This window comes from Methylocaldum sp. (assembly GCF_039794385.1).
GTDB lineage: Bacteria > Pseudomonadota > Gammaproteobacteria > Methylococcales > Methylococcaceae > Methylocaldum.
In genome coordinates this window covers 1-17916 of record NZ_JBDIVO010000067.1, presented here as the reverse complement: position 1 = coordinate 17916, position 17916 = coordinate 1, and the positions used below count along the sequence as shown (strand labels likewise).

General features: G+C 59.0%; 14 protein-coding genes. 10 read left to right on the top strand and 4 right to left on the bottom strand.

Annotated elements, in window-relative coordinates:
* Window positions 1-447, top strand: a 447-nt coding sequence (locus ABJK70_RS08390; protein ID WP_347257759.1) for a carbonic anhydrase, incomplete at its 5' end; no start/stop codon positions are given.
* A gap of 33 nt (window positions 448-480) precedes the next feature.
* Here ABJK70_RS08390 and rph read toward each other — a convergent pair.
* A complete protein-coding gene (rph, locus tag ABJK70_RS08385) occupies window positions 481-1209 on the bottom strand; it encodes a ribonuclease PH (protein WP_077731929.1) in 729 nt (242 codons plus the stop codon).
* 97 nt (window positions 1210-1306) lie between these two features.
* Between rph and ABJK70_RS08380 the strand changes: the two genes are divergently transcribed.
* Both ABJK70_RS08380 and ABJK70_RS08375 read left to right on the top strand, forming a co-directional pair.
* Window positions 1307-3673: a penicillin acylase family protein gene (locus ABJK70_RS08380; RefSeq protein ID WP_156881456.1), complete on the top strand. Its 2367-nt coding sequence runs from the start codon at window positions 1307-1309 to the stop codon at window positions 3671-3673.
* Window positions 3674-3834: 161 nt separating this feature from the next.
* Window positions 3835-4527 (top strand): MgtC/SapB family protein, encoded by a 693-nt coding sequence (locus ABJK70_RS08375; protein ID WP_077731927.1) that lies wholly within the window; start codon window positions 3835-3837, stop codon window positions 4525-4527.
* A gap of 263 nt (window positions 4528-4790) precedes the next feature.
* Here ABJK70_RS08375 and ABJK70_RS08370 read toward each other — a convergent pair whose 3' ends face one another.
* Together ABJK70_RS08370 and clpB are read right to left on the bottom strand one after the other, a co-directional pair.
* Window positions 4791-6179, bottom strand: a complete 1389-nt coding sequence (locus tag ABJK70_RS08370; RefSeq protein ID WP_168183860.1) for a sigma-54 dependent transcriptional regulator — start codon at window positions 6177-6179, stop codon at window positions 4791-4793.
* Window positions 6180-6463: 284 nt separating this feature from the next.
* Window positions 6464-9043: an ATP-dependent chaperone ClpB gene (gene clpB / locus ABJK70_RS08365; RefSeq protein ID WP_086134867.1), complete on the bottom strand. Its 2580-nt coding sequence runs from the start codon at window positions 9041-9043 to the stop codon at window positions 6464-6466.
* Window positions 9044-9380: 337 nt separating this feature from the next.
* Between clpB and ABJK70_RS08360 the strand changes: the two genes are divergently transcribed.
* The 3 genes from ABJK70_RS08360 to ABJK70_RS08350 are packed head-to-tail and all read left to right on the top strand — an operon-like array spanning window position 9381 to window position 12540.
* The gene (locus tag ABJK70_RS08360) at window positions 9381-10592 is read left to right on the top strand and encodes an O-antigen ligase family protein (protein ID WP_347257760.1); all 1212 of its coding nucleotides are present in this window, start codon (window positions 9381-9383) and stop codon (window positions 10590-10592) included.
* Entirely contained in the window at window positions 10579-11550 is a 972-nt protein-coding gene (locus tag ABJK70_RS08355; RefSeq protein ID WP_156881453.1) for a glycosyltransferase family 2 protein, read from the top strand. Before ABJK70_RS08360 ends, ABJK70_RS08355 begins: the two co-directional genes overlap by 14 nt.
* Window positions 11551-11601: 51 nt before the next feature.
* Window positions 11602-12540, top strand: a complete 939-nt coding sequence (locus tag ABJK70_RS08350) for a glycosyltransferase family 2 protein (protein WP_347257758.1) — start codon at window positions 11602-11604, stop codon at window positions 12538-12540.
* Between the two features lie 140 nt (window positions 12541-12680).
* On the opposite strand, the gene corA is transcribed toward ABJK70_RS08350, so the two are convergent.
* Entirely contained in the window at window positions 12681-13646 is a 966-nt protein-coding gene (gene corA, locus ABJK70_RS08345; protein ID WP_347257757.1) for a magnesium/cobalt transporter CorA, read from the bottom strand.
* Window positions 13647-13754: 108 nt separating this feature from the next.
* Here corA and ABJK70_RS08340 point away from each other — a divergent pair, with 108 nt between their 5' ends.
* From ABJK70_RS08340 to ABJK70_RS08325, 4 genes are all read left to right on the top strand, one after another.
* Entirely contained in the window at window positions 13755-14471 is a 717-nt protein-coding gene (locus ABJK70_RS08340; protein WP_166642674.1) for a VTT domain-containing protein, read from the top strand.
* Window positions 14472-14577: 106 nt separating this feature from the next.
* Window positions 14578-15696 (top strand): glycosyltransferase, encoded by a 1119-nt coding sequence (locus tag ABJK70_RS08335; protein ID WP_208110206.1) that lies wholly within the window; start codon window positions 14578-14580, stop codon window positions 15694-15696.
* Entirely contained in the window at window positions 15693-16814 is a 1122-nt protein-coding gene (locus ABJK70_RS08330) for a glycosyltransferase (protein ID WP_347257756.1), read from the top strand. Before ABJK70_RS08335 ends, ABJK70_RS08330 begins: the two co-directional genes overlap by 4 nt.
* Window positions 16814-17916, top strand: a 1103-nt coding sequence (locus ABJK70_RS08325; protein WP_347257755.1) for a glycosyltransferase, incomplete at its 3' end; no start/stop codon positions are given. The genes ABJK70_RS08330 and ABJK70_RS08325, both read left to right, overlap by 1 nt.

The following is a 17916-nucleotide window of genomic DNA, read 5'->3' as shown; positions in this document are numbered from 1 at the left end:
GCCAAGTACGCCGGTCTTACCGAGGGCGACGCCCACGTGATCCGCAATGCCGGCGGACGGGCCAGCGACGACGCCATCCGTTCCCTGGTGATCTCCTACAAGCTGCTCGGCACCCGCGAATGGTTCGTGATTCACCATACCGATTGCGGTATGGAACTGTTCACCAACGAGATCATGGGCGATCTTCTGAGCAATAGCCTCGAAACCGCGACCATCGACGCCAGCGGTTGGCACGATGTGGGTAAGGGGCCGGGGTGTACCGACGGCAAATACATCAACTGGCTGACCATCAAGAATCAGGAACAGAGCGTTGCCGAGGACGTGAGACGCATCCGTAATCACACCCTGGTGCCGAAGAACATTCCGATCTACGGTTTCATCTACGACGTAAGATCGGGCAAGCTGGTGGAGGTGCCGGCGGCCATGGCCGCTGGACGTCCGCTATAAGGCGTTCCGGGATGGTCTGAGGCAAAGCCGGCTTCAGCCGGCTTTGCAATTTTCGAGCGCGGCTCGCTGATGAGCCAATAATTCTGCGATTCCTTTGCCGGCCAAATCGAGCATGGTGTTGAGTTCATCGCGTCGGAAGGCATGACCTTCCGCCGTGCCTTGAACCTCCACATAGGCGCCGGCCTCGTTCATGACCACGTTCATGTCGGTCTCTGCCTCGCAGTCCTCGCGGTAGTCCAAGTCCAGCACCGGCACGCCCTTGTAGATGCCGACCGACACCGAAGCGATTTGGCCGTGGATAGGATTGATCCGGAGCTTTCTTTGTTTCATCAGATTGCCTACGGCCAGGGACAAGGCCACATAGCCCCCGGTAATCGAGGCCGTTCGGGTACCGCCGTCCGCTTGGATCACGTCGCAGTCGATGGTGATGGTCCGCTCGCCAAGGGCTTCCAGGTTCAGCGCCGCCCGCAGGGAACGTCCGATGAGCCGCTGGATTTCCATGGTGCGGCCGCCCTGTTTGCCTCTGGCTGCCTCCCTTCCCATCCGCTCATGCGTGGAGCGCGGCAACATGCCGTATTCCGCTGTAATCCACCCGCTGCCCTTACCTTTGAGGAAAGGTGGTACTTTTTCTTCGATGCTGGCCGTGCAGATCACGCGGGTATCGCCGAATTCGACGAGCACCGAGCCTTCCGCGTGTTTCGTATAATTGCAGGTCAATGCGATCTCTCGCAGTTCATCCGGCTGGCGTCCGCTCGGTCTCATGGTATTGCTCGCTCTTCGAAAATCGGGGCAGTATACCCGAATTCAACTGCCCTCGCTTTTTACCGGCGATCCATAACAGAAGTCACGATAATCGCTCATGAATGCTAAACGGTTCTTATATTTGTTCGGTTTCGCGTTGTTGTTCGTCATTGCGCCCGCCGCTTATCAGATCGACAGGATTGCCCAGTCGCTGCCGGTCATGGACGGCGAGGCGGGGCTGCCAGGACTCTCCGAAAAGGCCGAGGTGGAAGCGGATGAGTTCGGAATTCCGTCGGTGCGGGTGGAAACGCGGGAGGATGCATTCCGCGTGTTGGGGTATCTCCATGCGCGCGACCGGCTTTTCCAAATGGACCTGATGAGGCGCAAGACGGCCGGACGATTGGCGGAAGTTTTCGGCGCGAAAGCGTTGCTCCTCGATAAACGGCAAAGAGCTTACCAGTTTCAGCGCGCGGCCGAGGATGCTGTGAACCGGATGCCGGCGGATCAACGCAAGGTCTTGCAAGCCTACACGGATGGCGTGAATGCGTTCATCTCCCGGGCTAAGGCCTTGCCGTTCGAGTTCCGCGTCCTGGCTTATCATCCCGATGCCTGGCGGCTGGAGGACAGCATGCTGGTCGCGCTGGGCATGTTTCAAACGTTGAACGGACATGACAAGGACGAGCGAACCCTTACGCTGATGGATCGTCTCCTTCCTGCCGAGGTGACCGCTTTCCTGACTCCCGACACCGATCCCTACGTTACCGTTCTCTTGGGCGGTGGCGATTCGCACCGGCCGGCGCGCCCGGTTCCGGTGAAATCGATCGCGAGCTTGATCGAGGAGGTCGGAGACCAGAAGCTCGGCAGCGTCATCGAGCCGGAAGCGCCCAGCATCGGTTCGAACAACTGGGCGGTGGGCGGAACCAAAACCAAGGACGGGCGCGCCATTGTGGCCAACGACATGCACTTGGGACTTTCGGTGCCGAATATTTGGTATCGTGCCCGGCTGCTCTACGGAGACGTGGATTTGTCGGGTGTCACTCTGCCGGGAGTGCCGCTGGTCGTAGTCGGCAGCAACCGTCATGTGGTTTGGGGATTTACCAATGTAGACGCCGATTTGCTGGATTTGGTGCGGGTCGAACTGGATCCCGCCGATCCCGGCCGATACCGGACGCCGGAAGGCTGGCGTCGGTTCGAGACCCGGACCGAGACCATAGTCGTTAAGGATGGCAGTGCCGAGCCCCTCGAGCTGAAGAGCACGGTTTGGGGGCCGCTCGCACCGGAGCCGCTGCTCGGCCAGCCTGTGGCGGTCCGTTGGACTGCGCTGGACCCGCGAGCCGTGAATCTGGGATTACTGGGGATGGACCGCGTCAAAACCCTGAATGAGGCCATGGCAGTCGTGAACCGCGCCGGCGCGCCGCCCCAGAATGTCGTTCTGGCGGACGATGCGGGGCACATCGCCTGGACTTACATGGGCTTTTTCCCGAGGCGGGTGGGCTTCGACGGGAGCGTCAGCGTTTCCTGGGCAAACGGTAGCGCCCGCTGGGACGGATTCATTCCGCCCGAAGAACTGCCGCGGGTCGTCGATCCCGCCGAAGGGTTTCTCGCAACCGCCAACAATCGTACTTTGGGCAAGGAATATCCTTACGTGATCGGCCACAATTTCTCCTTCAGCTACCGTGCCTACCGAATCGCCGAGAAGCTTAAGGGGATGCCTCGGGTTTCGGAACAGGATATGCTGGCCTTGCAGCTCGATACGGTCAGCGAGTTTTACGAGTTCTATCGCCGCCTGGCCTTGTCCGTGCTGAACGGTGAGCCAGAAGACGCAATTCTGGCGGAGGCGAAGCGCTCGATCGAACGCTGGAACGGCCGGCTCGATGCCGATAGCATCGGTATAGGGCTATTGGTCGAGTGGCGGCGAAATCTCGCAAAAGCCGTGTTCGCTCCTCTGGTGAGTCGGTGCGCGGCGGCCGATCCGAATTTCGCCTATGCCTGGCGCGAGCAGGAAACGCCGCTTCGTACGCTGCTCACGGAACAGGTTCCGGAAACGCTGCCGGATCGGCAATATGCCGATTGGCGCAGTTTTTTGATCGAGACGCTCCGCCGCAGTGCCGAAGAGGCCAAGCAGCGGAACGGCGTCGACCGATTGGAGAATTTGGCATGGGGTGAGATCAACCGGGTCCATTTGAGCCATCCGTTCAGCCAGACGTTCACACTCGCCGGCTGGGTTCTGGATATGCCCGAGGAGCCCGCGAGCGGCTGCGGCAGCTTCTGCGTGCGAGTGCTGTTTGACGGCCACGGCGCCAGCGAGCGCATGGCGGTGTCGCCGAATCATCCCGAGGACGGCATTCTCCATATGCCGGGCGGCCAATCCGGGCACCCGTTCTCGGTGCATTACCGCGACCAGCAGCAAGCCTGGCTCAAAGGCGTTGCTTTGCCTTTCCTGCCGGGTGCGGCCAAACATCATTTGACGCTGATTCCCGAATAATCCGGCCTGCACCGGGCAATGCCGTTAAGTCAGGTCCTGCTTCGTCATTCTTCGTCGGAATCTAGAAGCCACGGAGGGCATTGGCCTGAATCACATCCTTGTGTCCTGGATGCCGGCATGACGGCTTAACTTAACGGCATTGCTGCGCTAGGGAGGACGTTATGAGCGACGAATACCTCGAAATCGCGATCCGTTTAGGGAGCGCATGGACGGCCGGCGCCCTTATCGGACTCGAACGTACCTTTCACGGTCGTCCGGCCGGATTTCGCACGCATGCTCTGGTCTGTCTGGCTTCAGCGCTACTGATGTTGCTGACCGGCTACCAGAGGCTGTGGTTGAAGGGTGTTCCGCTGGACACGATTCAGACCGATCCGACGCGCATGGCCCAAGGCATCATGACGGGCATCGGCTTTCTGGGGGCCGGGGTGATCTTCAAGGAAAGGCTCACCATCCGCGGCCTGACCACGGCCGCATCCATCTGGATGACTGCCGCCCTCGGCATTCTTTACGGCATAGGCTTCTATTACCCCGCGATTCTGGTTACGGGTGCGGTCTTGGGTACTCTGGCTCTGTTCCGATTGATCGAGTACTGGATACCGAGCCAACAATACGCCCAGCTGAGGCTGCGGTATTCGAGGGATTCGGCGCCCGATGAATCGTCCGTCTGTGCGTTGATCGTTCAATACAAGGCGCGCATCGCGGGCATGAGCTACCGTCTTGTCGACAGCGGCAAAGCCTTCGAGTACTGCATGGTCATCCGCACTTACGATCTAGTCCATTTCAGCCGGCTTGCCGATAGGCTACGGCAAGAAACCGACCTTCTTGAGTTCAGCATTTCACCGGTGGGGGATTAGCCCCCATTTATCCCGTCAAATCTGGCGAGTGGTCGAGATATGTTGAACTTGCCGCGTCATGCAAGTGATCTCAACCTTGAACATCGCGTCAACTCTCATGGGCGGTTCGCAAGTGCGCGTTTCGGGCACGCTACGATCGATTTCGCGACGCCCCTTGGTGGAGGCGTCGCTCTGATCCGGCTCAAATTGGATGAGATATAGAATCGGCCGAATCCGATCGGCCAATCGATATGGGCTGCACTATGAAGCGGATCGTGGGACGCTCATTCCTGGACCGCGATTCCCAAATTTTCCCCGACCCAATGGCTTCTGATCTGATGTTTGTACATCAAACGATAGAGTGTCATGCGCGACACCGCCAATTGCCGCGCCGCACGAGAAATATTGTTTTCCGTGGCTTGCAGCGTAAGCTGGATAATTTCCTTTTCGGTTTGGTCTTTGGCTTCTTCCAGGGTCATAGGATGGTCGAATACTCTGCCAAAGCTCGGATGGAAGTCGTTCAAGCCCAGGTCCGCCGAGTTGATCAAAGGACCTTCGCACATGACCTTGGCCCGTTTGATCCGGTTGATCAACTCGCGAATATTGCCGGGCCACTCGTAACGACGCATCGCTTTCAATGCTTCGGGCTCAAAGCCTTGGGCGGAATCGCCGTCGCCGTTGGCGAACACGCGAAGATAGTGCTTGGCGAGAAGTTCGATATCGTCCTGACGCTCGCGCAGCGGCGGAACGTTTACGGTCAAAGCCTTGAGCCGCCGGTAGAGATCGTCCCGGAAGCGACCGTCCATTACCGTTTGTTCCAGGTCGGTTTGAGCGGTGGCGATGATCCGGACGTCGATCGGCGTTTTCGCGGTGTCGCTACCTGACGGGGTGGTCCCTTCCCGGAGAAAGTTGAGCAATTCGGTTTGAAGGTCTTCGGTCAGATTGCCGACTTCATCCAAGAGCAGCGTGCCTCCCGCCGCAGCTTCCAGACGGCTCTTGCCCGGTTCGTGGATGCGGTCATGCCGTTCTTTGTCGTGCCCGAACAGCTCCGATCGAATGACTTCCGGCGGCAATCCATCGCAGCTCACCTTGACAAAGGGGTTGTCGCATCGAGTAGAGGCTCGATGTATGGCGAGAGCGGTCGATTCTTTTCCGGTGCCGCTCTCGCCGATGATCAATACCGGCGCCTCGATGGCGGCGACTTTCTTGATGGTTCGGAATAGCCTGAGGCTTGCCGGGCTGCATCCGATCAGCTCCTCGCGATTTCTATGGATCGAGGAGGCTGCGGTGCGTTCCAAGATATCCGCCATGCCCAGAGCATGGCCGAGCGTCAATTGCAGGCGCCCGGTATCCAAAGGCAGGGTGTGATAATCGTAAAAGTAGCGAGAAATCAGCTCGCATAGGTCCGGTCTGTTCAAGGTCTCAGCCGCCAGCAAGCCGATCCATTCCATGGAGCGGCGTGCGGTGAAAAGATTCTTGATCGAGGATAAGTCGTTTGGCAGGTCGGAACCGAAGAAAACCATTCCAACCTTGAAACGATGATGATCGATGAGATTCTTGGCCTCGTTCAGATCGCCAGTGGAAAAGATAGTCCATTCGAGAGACCGCAGGGGATCGAGCGATTCGTTCCGAGCGGCCGAAAAATTGAAGCACAGTACCTTGCGCATATCCATATGTTGTCCTTCCTGGTTCACAAGTCTAGGAACTGCCGAGGATGTTGGATTCTTGGAATCCATAAGTCGGATGCCTGTCACCGGTTGTTGTATAGGGTTGCGGTGATTACGATGGCTTCAAGGAGCGGATCGAGGCCGCGGCCTAAAAACCCACCGGTCGGCATCATATAATCTCAGGCTACATGAGCCGGCGCAAGAACCCGACGACGGATAGCGCCGTTCTCGATCATGCGAGCGGAGCAAGCGACGGCACTTCCCTGTGCCGAAGTTAGAGGGCAGTCAGCTCAGGCCGCTTTGCGGAAGACGATCTCTCCGTCCTCCACGTCCGCGCTGACGGTATCGCCGGCGGCGATCTTGCCGGCCAGGATATCCTGCGCCAAGGGGTTCTCGAGTTGGTGCTGAATGGCGCGCTTCAGCGGGCGTGCGCCGTAGACCGGATCGAACCCGGCCTCTCCGAGTTTGTCCAGCGCGGCTTCGCTGACTTCGAGCGCGATATCGCGCTCGGCCAGGCGGTTTTGCAGGTAGCCGATCTGGATGCGGCTGATGGCGCGGATCTGCTCTTTGATCAGCGGGTGGAAGACCACCACTTCGTCGATACGGTTGATGAATTCCGGCCTGAAGTAGTGGGTAACCACTTCCATGACCGCCGCCTTCATCCGCTGATAATTCTCCTCGCCGGCCAGCTCCTGAATACGGTCGGAGCCCAGGTTCGAGGTCATCACGATAACGGTGTTGCGGAAGTCCACGGTGCGGCCGTGGCCGTCGGTGAGCCGTCCGTCGTCGAGCACTTGCAACAGTATGTTGAACACCTCGGGGTGGGCCTTTTCCACCTCGTCCAGCAGGATCACCGAGTAGGGTCTGCGGCGCACCGCCTCGGTCAGATAGCCGCCTTCCTCGTAACCGACATAACCCGGCGGCGCCCCGATCAGGCGGGCCACCGAGTGCTTCTCCATGAATTCCGACATATCGATCCGGACCATGGCTTCCTCGGTGTCGAACAGAAACTCGGCCAAGGCTTTGCACAGCTCGGTTTTGCCCACGCCGGTCGGGCCCAGGAACAGGAAGGAGCCGTTGGGGCGGCGCGGATCGGCGAGACCGGCGCGTGAGCGGCGGATGGCATCCGACACCGCTTTGATGGCCTCCTGTTGGCCCACGACTCGCCGGGCCAGGTTTTCCTCCATGTGGAGCAGCTTTTCCCGCTCACCCTCGAGCATTTTCGATACCGGAATGCCGGTCCACTTGGAGACCACTTCGGCGATTTCCTCGTCGGTGACCTTGTTGCGCATCAGCTTGGTTTCCTGCATCTCGGCCTGTGTGGCGAGATCCAGCTCCTTTTGCAGCTTGGGAATCTCGCCGTATTGCAGCTCCGACATGCGGGCGAGATCGCCGTTGCGCCGTGCCGCGTCCAGGTCCAGCCGAGCCCGTTCCAGCTTTTCCTTGATGGCGGCCGTGCCTTGCAGCGCGGCCTTTTCGGATTTCCAGATCTCTTCCAGTTCAGCGTATTCCCGTTCCAGTTCGGAGATGTGGTCTTGGAGTGTTTCCAGCCGTTTTCGCGAGGCTTCGTCGGTTTCCTTCTTCAAGGCCTCGCGCTCGATCTTGAGCTGGATCAGGCGGCGATCCAGACGGTCCATTTCTTCCGGTTTGGAATCGATTTCCATGCGGATGCGGCTGGCGGCCTCGTCCACCAGGTCGATGGCCTTGTCCGGCAGATTGCGGTCGGTGATATAGCGATGCGACAGGGTCGCCGCCGCCACGATCGCGGGGTCGGTGATGGTGACGCCATGATGTACCTCGTATTTTTCCTTGAGCCCGCGCAGAATCGCGATAGTGTCCTCGACGCTGGGCTCGTCCACCAGCACTTTCTGGAACCTCCGTTCCAAGGCCGCGTCCTTTTCGATGTACTGACGGTATTCGTCCAAGGTCGTGGCGCCTATGCAATGCAGCTCGCCCCGAGCCAAAGCGGGCTTCAGCATATTGCCGGCGTCGATGGCACCTTCAGCCCGCCCCGCGCCGACCAGGGTGTGCAGCTCGTCGATGAAGAGGATGATCCTGCCTTCCTGTTTCGCGATATCGTTCAGCAGCGCCTTCATCCGCTCCTCGAATTCGCCGCGGAACTTGGTGCCGGCGATCAGGGCGGCCATGTCCAGAGCCAATAGGCGCTTGCCTTTGACCCCTTCCGGCACTTCGCCGTTGACGATGCGCTGCGCCAGGCCTTCGACAATGGCGGTTTTGCCGACGCCGGGCTCGCCGATCAAGACCGGATTATTCTTGGTGCGGCGCTGCAGAACCTGGATGGTGCGGCGGATTTCATCATCGCGCCCGATCACCGGATCGAGCTTGCCCTGTTCGGCGCGCGCGGTCAGATCGATGGTGAATTTCTGAAGCGCCTGGCGTTGCTCTTCCACGTTGGCGTCGTCTGCCTTCTGGCCGCCCCGGATCTGTTCGATGGCTTGCTCCAGTTTGTTCCGGTCCAGTCCCGCTTTCCTGAGCAAATCGCTGAGCTGGCCACGGTCTTCGATGGCCGCCAGCACGAAGATTTCGCTGGTGATGAACGTGTCGCCGCGTTTTTGCGCCAGCTTATCGGTGAGGTTCAACAACCGGCCCAGTTCGTTCGAGATCTGTACGTCTCCGCCGATACCTTCTACGCGGGGGATGCGGTGGAGCGCTTCTTCCAGAGAGGTACGGAGCTGATTGACGTTGACGCCGCATTGCGAGACCAGGGGCCGCACGGTGCCGCCTTCCTGATCGAGCAGCGCCGCCATGACGTGAATCGGCTCGATGAACTGATGGTCGTGCCCCAAAGCCAGGCTCTGCGCTTCGGCCAGGGCTGCTTGGAATTTACTGGTCAGTTTGTCCATTCGCATTGGAAAAATGCCTTTATGTTGCTTAATCGAGATGACTCAATAGATTGGGGTGCCGTACCCGCTTTTCAAGCGAAGCCGGCGATGCAGTCGCTCGTTATCGATCCTCTATAGGAAGGCATTGTAGTGAAGTTCCAGCCTTAAAAGCCGCTTTGACGTGCGTCGGAGCTTTGTAATACGATCGCCTTCCATTTCCACTTTTATGCGCGGAACTCCCATGCAGGATGCAGTGCCCTTCGCGGCAATCAGCCGCTTCCGGTTTTCCGAACCCGAGGTCCTCTCCGGACAATTGCCCAACGGAACCCTCTCTCGTCTCCTAACGGAAAAGTAGGCCGTCGTGATGGAGACGACGGCTTTAAGCAATAGAAGTTTTCCAGGCGTCGGCACGAGTTTTCTCGCCGGCCTTCTGAGCGCCTCGATTTACGGCTTCGGAATCTCCCTCCTGCTCGGGTTCGGTATCCATAAGATTTTTCTGTACTTGTGCGCCGCTGTCGTCATCTGTCTGGCGCTGTTGTCCCGCAGCGGCTTCCCAATCGATCGGCCGATGGCCGCTTTGCTGTCCCTCGTTGTTTTGCTGACCGGACAAGGCTATCTCATGGCGTCCGCCAACGAGACCGACTTTCGCTTTTTGGAGCATCTATCCTGGCCGGTGGCGGCGGTTGCCGGTGTGGTGATGCTGCCCGAGCGATTCGGCAGTCGCTGGCAATTGACCCATAAGCCGATTATCGCCGTGCTGGCTGCGTTCTACGTTGTCGCCCAGTGGATCGGCTTTGCGATTTTTCCCGATAAGTTCGGGCTGTTCGCCAATCCTCATTTCTTGGCGCTGTACTGCTTGCTGACGCTGCCGATCCTGTTCTATTTTTCGATCGCGAACGGCGGAGGACAACGGTGGCTGTTCATCTTGGCGTTGCTCGGCGATGCGCTGTTGCTGTTGAAGACCCAGTCCAGGCCGGGTTTTCTGGCTTTGCTGGCCGGCTCGCTGGCGATCGTCCCGTTCGTGGCGGTCAGGTACCGGTGGATGACGTTCGCGGCGGTGCTGATTATTCCCGGCTTGCTGTACGCATCGGGAATTTATGGATTCGACGACAGGATGGACGATTTCTTCGGTGATTTGCGCAAGGAAGAGCGGGTGGCCATTTGGACGGAGACTGCCGAAATGCAGTCGGCGAGTTCGGTTCGAGAATGGATTTTCGGGCATGGATTCGGGCAGTTCTACCGCGATTATCAGGGGGTTTCCAGCTTTCATTCGGTGGTCGATTTCTCCTTTCCGCACAATTTCTTGCTGGAACTGCTGTATAGTCACGGATTGATTGGGCTTATTGTTGTAATCGCCGGCTATGGGCTATTTTTCGCGAAGCTCTGGGTGCATACGGCGACTGCCGATAATGATACACGCAGGCAGATAGGCGTCCTTTTGATTGTCGTGACGACGGTCCATTTTGCGCATGCCTTTCTTACGCTGCCTTTTTTCTCCCGATCGACGCTCTATCCGTTGAGCTTGATTGTGGGGGGCGGTTTTCGTTTTTTTAAAGCTTCTCATGGCTCAGCCTGATTTTCCGCCGGTGGGCGTGATTATTCCCAATTTCAACGGAGTGCATTTATTGCGCCGCAATCTGCCGTCCGTGATACGGGCCGCCGCAGCTTATCCCGGCACCTGCTCGATCATCGTGGTGGATGACGGATCGGTGGACGGAAGTGCCGAGATGCTCCGGACCGAGTTCCCTTCGGTTCGTGTCGTCGTCCATGAAGCCAATCGCGGTTTCGCCGAAGCGATCCATTCGGGGGTCGATGCCGCCGACGCGGAATTCCTGATTTTTCTGAATTCCGATGTGCGGCCGCAGGAGGACTTCATGGCGCCGTTGATCCGGCATCTGGAAAAGGCCGAGGTCTTCTCCGTATCGCCCCTGGTTCTGGACGAGGACGGACGGGTGAGCCCGGTTTCGTGGCGGTGTTTCCGAATAAAACGGGGCCGGCTTAGGTCGGTGCGCTGGCGCTTCGACGACCTGAAGTCCGCTGCGCCGACGGAGAGCTTATTTGCCTCCGGAGGCTCCGTCGCTCTGCGGAAATCGATGTTTGTGGCGCTGGGCGGCTATTTGCCGCTTTACAAGCCGTTCTATTCCGAAGACTTCGACTTGGGTTTGCGCGCCTGGAAACGCGGGTGGCGAACGCTCTTGGAGCCGGCGAGTCGGGTGGTGCATGAAAAAAAAGGTTCGATTTCGGAAAACGTGGCCGCCGATCGAGTCAGAAAGACGCGGGTGTGCAATCGATTCTTGCTCGAATGGACACATATGCCGGGGAAGGACTTGATGCTCTATCTCTTGCCGGGCTATCTGTTCCAGTTGATCGGACGCTTGCTAAGACTCGATCTGGTATACGTCAGAGGCTTTTTTGCCGCACTGCGCCGCCTTCCGGAAGCGCTTCGAGTACGAGCCGAAATCCGGAAGCACCAAGTCCTGGATTTTTGGCGTATCGTCGACGCCGTCGAGCGGAGTTTTGGCCTGAAGGCTTGATTATTAACGTGTTCGTGAAATTACGGAGACCCTATGGTTAGGGACAGGCCGATGTTTACCGTCTTTATTCCCACCTATAATCGCGCGGGCTTGTTGACTAGGGCTTTGTCCAGCATCGAGGCCCAGACCTATCGGAACTTCGAGGTCGTCATCGTCGACGACGGATCGACCGATGACACTGCTGCCGTCGTGGCTCGTTGGAAAGCGGGCGTCGAATTCCCAGTCATTTATGTCAAACAGAGCAATCAGGGCAAGCACGCCGCTCACAACAAAGGCGTGGAATTGGCCAGGGGGCGGCTTTTTTTCAATCTCGACTCGGACGACCGTCTCTTACCCGATACCTTGGAGCGTATCCGGCGTCATTGGGAGTCCATCCCCGAAAGTGAGCGTGGACGTTTCGCCGGTGTCGAAGGTCTGGTGGAGAGTATGGACGGGAAGCGGTCGCTGACCATTCCTTATCCCCATAATCCGCTGGATGCAAGCTTTCTGGACGTGCGCTATCGCCTGGGCGTGGGCGGCGACAAAAAACATGCGATTCGGACCGATGTCGCGCGCCGGTTTCCGTATCCGGTCTTTGCCGGCGAAAGGCATATCCGGCCCTCGCTGACCTGGAAACGGATTTCGCACCATTATGTCTTTCGTTGTGTCAACGAACCCTTCCAGCAGGTGGAGTACCTGGCCGATGGTCTGTCTTCCGACCGTTTTCGTCTGCGCATGCGCAACCCGCGCGGATTCCAGCTTTACTATCTGGAAGACGTAACCGAGCACCGGGCATGGCTCAGCCGCCGCCAACGGCGGCGCAGCATGGTCGATTTCATCCGTTTTTCCTTTCATGCCGGTGCCGGTCTTCTCAAGCAGGGAAGGCTGACCCGCTATGATCCCTTATGGCTGGCGCTGGTGCCTGCCGGATTCGGCCGCTGGCTGGTGGATCTCTACCGGCTGCGCTTCAAAAAGGGATACAAGCCGAATCGGAAAGAAACGCGCAACTGATGCGGGCGCTCTTAAGAGGTGTGAGAAGTCGTAGGTCGGCAATCCCTTGCCGACCAAGGCGTCGGAAAAGGATTTCCGACCTACGGCTACACCTTCGCAACGCGGCCATCGAGCCGCGCAGTAGCTTCTCACACACCCTCTTACAGCCACTCCGCGCGTTTCAGGCGTCTATACAGCCAAACGCAGCCGATCAAGGTTCCCGCCAAAGTGGCGGGATAGCCGAATCGGAAATCGAGCTCGGGCATGAACTTGAAGTTCATGCCGTACATGCTGAACACCATGGTCGGCAACGCCAAAATGGCGCCCCATCCGGCCAGGCGTTTGACGACTTCATTCTGCCGGACCGTGATCAGCGCCAGGTTTGCTTGCATGGCATCCGACAGGGTTTCACGCATGGTGTCGGTGGCGCGGATGATGCGGTGCACGTGGTCGTGTACGTCGCGGAAATAAACGCGCAATTCCTTGGAGACAACATCGGGGTGAAGCCGCATCAGTGCATTGCAGACGTCCAGCAAAGGCATCGCGGCATTGCGCAGCCGCAGCAGGCAGCGTTTGAGATCGTACAGGCGTTCCATCGCATCGCGATGCAAGCGGTTTTCAAAGATGTCTTCTTCTAGTTTTTCGAGCAGCGATTGGTAATGTTCGACGACCGGCATGAAGTTATCGACGATGAGGTCGAGGACTGCATAAAGCGCGAATCCGGAGCCTTTGGCCAGGAGTTGCGGCATGCTCTCGCAACGGACTCGGGCACGGCCGTAGCCTAGCGACGATTGGTGACGGATCGATATCAAAAATTGCTTGCCGACGAACAGATGCGTTTCGCCGAAATGAACCTTGCCGTCCTGGAGCTCTACAGTGTGCAAGACCACGAACAATGATCCTTTGTATTCTTCCAATTTCGGCCGTTGATGTGCGGAGCGGGCATCTTCCACCGCGAGTTCGTGCAGGCCGAATTCTTCCTGGAGTTGCAGCAACTCGTTCGGATCGGGTTCGGTCAAGCCAACCCATACGAAGGTATCCGGTTCCGCAAGCAGTTCACTGATGTTTTCGACGCTGACGTCTCCGATTCGCTGGCCGTTGCGATAGGCGGCGCATCTGATATACACGATTAATCCTTTTCAGCCCCGAGCGGGACAATTGGTCATGGTTTTTGTACGTATTAGTTACATATAATACGATCAGTCGAATGGATGATTTCCCTTGATAGGTTTTTGATGGTCGATGCAAAGCGCTTGATGGGTGCCACGCGAACGGGCGGTGTTCTCCGCGGCGCATCTGTTGCGGCCGTACTGGCTTTGGGCGTTACGTTTTATTTTACCCCGCTGAAAAGCTGGCTGGATCAAGGCTTGATGCTCAAAGCCGAGTTGGCGAGTTACGGTTTGGCGGCGCCCTTGGTTTTTACCTCGGCCGGCGTAGCGCTCACAGCAATCGGGGCGCCTCGCCTGATTTTGTGCTCTCTTGGCGGATTGGCGTTCGGCTTTGCTTGGGGACTGGTGTGGAGCCAACTGGCGACGGTGTTGGGTTCATACGTGACGCTTCTGCTCATCCGCCGATTCGGCGTAGGCTACGGACTGAAGAAGGTTCGTCAGTTTGAGCGATTGGCACGGCAGATCAAGCAAAACGGCGTATTGGCCGTGGTGCTGATTCGACAGCTTCCACTGAACGGCTTCTACAATAATGTACTTTTGGGGATGACGGATGTCGGTCATCTGGATTTTCTCATAGGAAGCTTTATCGGGTTTTTGCCTATGGGGATTACCGCCTGTCTGATAGGCGCCGGCTTACTCCAGACCGATTTTGCCAAGGCCGCCGAATACATCGCCTTGGCATTGGCTTCGTCGGTGATTTTGGGCTATGCGTTGAAACGGCTCCACCGACTCGTATGCGCCAAGAACACCGAGTTGTCTTTTTTGGCCGATAAGGATGCGTGATCGGCTGCGCGGAATGTTTCGCCCGATGGCCGCATGCCGCTCGCTCTACACTAGACTAGGGACTTCATGAAAAATTTCGAACGGTTCAATTGACGTCCTTAGATTCGTGACGCCTCCTCGAGTTTGTCTTTTCATCCCCAGCTTCGGCAATGGCGGCGTTGGGCGCACCTTCGTTCACCTTGCCAATGGTTTTTCCGCCCACGGCGTACCAACGGCTTTGATCGTCAACCAAGCCGATACCGTCTTCGCCGACCGGTTGAACCCCGAAGTCGAGCAGGTGGCCCTCCATGGCCAGAGCGACCTGGCGCTCGAAAAAGATCTGCTCGCGTTCCTGCGGACCAATAGGCCGGCTGTCGTCATGACCGGCCAAGGGCGGGACGACCGCATCGCATTGAAGGTCAAGAAAAAGTTGCGGGATTCCGGCATACGGTTTTTCTTGCGCGTCGGTACTTCGCTGGGTGCCCGGACCGAACTCAAGCATCGGTTTTGGTGGTCGCGGTGGCTGTTCCGGCGCAGACAGCAACGCCTGTTCTCGCAAAGCGACGGCATCATCGCCAATTCCCGCGACGCGGCGGCCGATTTGTCGGCTTTCCTGAACATTCCGCTCGAACGCATCAGCGTGCTTCCCAATCCCACTGTAGCGCCGGATCTGCTGAACTTTGTCCATAAACCGGTGGATCATCCCTGGCTGAAGCCGGGCAGTCCACCGGTCGTCATGGGAGCGGGGCGGCTAGGGCGCGCCAAGGATTTCCCGACCTTGCTGAAGGCGTTCGCCCGGCTGCGCCGGGATCGGGTTTGCCGCTTGATGATCCTGGGGCAGGGCCGGCAAGCGGAAAAGCTGAAAAGCCTGGCGGCCGTGCTCGGCGTTCAGGATGATTTCGACCTGCCGGGCTTCGTGGACAATCCTTACGCTTTTCTCGCCAGGGCATCGCTGTTCGTTCTGTCGTCGCTGTGGGAGGGTTGTCCGAACGTGCTCATCGAGGCTCTGGCGGTCGGTACACCTGCTGTGGCCACGGATTGTCCTAGCGGGCCTAGGGAGATTCTGGCTGAAGGTCGTTACGGGCGGATCGTCGCGCCGGGCGATGCCGAAGCTCTCGCGGAGGCGATGGCCGCGACCCTGGAAAATCCACCGCCTTCCGAGCTCTTGCGCGAGGCGGTACGGCCGTACACTCTGGAAAACAGCAGTCGCGCCTATTTGGAATCTTTCGGGCTGAGCCGCCCATGAGTTCGAGCCGTACAGATCTGGCTTTATTTCTGGCGACTTCCGGTCATAGCGGGGTCGATCGGATCATGCGCAATCTGGTCCCGGAGTTTGCCCGATGGGGTCTGCGGATCGATCTCCTTAGAGTGAAAGGCCATGGTCCTCATTGGGACGATCTGCCGCACAATGTCCGGACGATCGACTTGGGCGTTTCCCATGTCAACACCGCTTTGTCGGCGTTAGTCCGTTATTTGCGCCGCAGCCGGCCCGAAGTGCTATTGAGCGACAAGGACAAGGTGAACCGCACCGCCTTGACGGCACGGGCGCTGGCTCGCGTCGATACCCGCGTGGCGGTGCGGATAGGCACGACGGTCTCCAAGAATCTCGAGCGCCGCGGCTGGTGGGCGCGAAATGGCCAGTTGGCTTCGATCCGACTGTTCTACCGCCACGCCGACTGCATCCTGACGCCTTCCGAAGGCGCGGCGGAAGATCTGGCCAGGATAGCGGGGCTGCCGCTCAAGGCGGTGACCGTGGTGCCCAGCCCGGTGCTCACGGACCGTTTCGATGCGATGGCCGAAGCGACGGTGGATCATCCCTGGTTCGCGCCGGGCGAGCCGCCGGTGATACTCGGCATCGGCGAATTGTGCGCGCGCAAGGATTTCGCCACCCTGCTGAAAGCTTTCGCGGAGCTGCGGCGTGACCGTCCTTGCCGTCTGATCATCGGCGGCGAGGGGCGGCAGCGCGACAAGCTCCAGCAACTCGCCCGTCATCTGGGCGTGTCGGACGATGTCGACCTGCCGGGATTCCTGGCCAATCCTTATGCCTACATGCGCCGGGCCAAGGTTTTCGCTCTCACGTCGATTTGCGAAGGCATGCCGGTCGTATTGATCGAAGCCATGGCCTGCGGCACATCGGTGGTATCGACCGACTGCCCGAGCGGTCCCAAAGAAGTGCTCGGAGACGGTCGTTATGGTCCGCTGGTTCCGGTCGGCGATTCATCGGCCCTCGCGGCGAAAATCGCCGACATGCTGGATAGTCCGACCTCGCCCGAAGCGTTGCGCGAGGCGACGATGCCCTACACCGTTACCAACAGCGCGCGGCAATATCTGAATGCTCTGGGTCTGCTGAGAGGAGAGGGGTAATGGGTCGTGCACAGCGTCTGGCGGTACTGATTTCGTTTTCCGGCACCGGCGGCGTGGAGCGCATGGTGATGAATCTGTTGCCCGCGTTCTCGCAGGAGGGGTTGGCGGTGGATCTCCTGGCCATCTTGCGCAAGCCCGCGCCCGAACTCATAAGGCTGAACGGTTCGGGGTTGCGGGTTCTGGACTTGGGCGTTGGACACACCGCCTTGGCGGTGCCGGGACTGGTCCGCTATCTCAAGACCGAAAGGCCGCTTGCCCTGTTGGCCGCCAAAGACAGAGCCATTCGCGCCGCGGTGCTCGCCAAGCGCGTGAGCCGAGCGGATACCCGTCTGGTGGGCCGCCTCGGGACTCATCTTTCGGCCGCCATGGCGAACAAGCCGGCACTGATCCGCTGGGCACGCCAATGGCCGATGCGCGAAATGTACTCGGCGGTGGACCGTATTGTCGCCGTGTCCGAAGGCGTCGCGGAGGACACGCGGCGGATCGCGAAATTGCCGCCGGAAAAGATCGTGGTGATCAGAAACCCGGTCATTACCCCGGAGATGATGGAAAAGAGCCGCATGCCGGTGGATCACCCCTGGTTCGAGTCGTCGGACGTTCCCGTCATTCTGGGAGCCGGACGCTTGACGCGGCAAAAGGACTTTTCGACCTTGGTCCGCGCTTTTGCCCGCGTGAGAGCCGCGATGGATTCGCGGCTGGTGATCCTCGGCGAAGGCCGGCTGCGCCCCAGTCTGGAAAAGCTGGCTGCCGATCTGGGGATCGCCGATGCCGTCGCGCTGCTCGGCCATGTCGCGAATCCGTATGCCTACATGGCGCGGAGTTCGCTGTTCGTGCTGTCGTCCGCCTGGGAAGGTTCGCCCAATGTGCTGACCGAGGCCTTGGCCCTGGGAACGCCGGTGGTGTCCACCGACTGCCCCAGCGGTCCGCGGGAGATTCTGCGGGACGGCCTTTATGGTCCGCTGGTGCCGGTAGGCGACGTGGAGCGCTTGGCCGATGCGATGTTGAACACCTTGCAGTTTCCGCTTGAGAACCGGTTGCTTCGCGAGGCAGCGTCGGAGTATACGGTGGAGCGTAGCGCGGCTCGCTATCTGGAGGTGCTGGG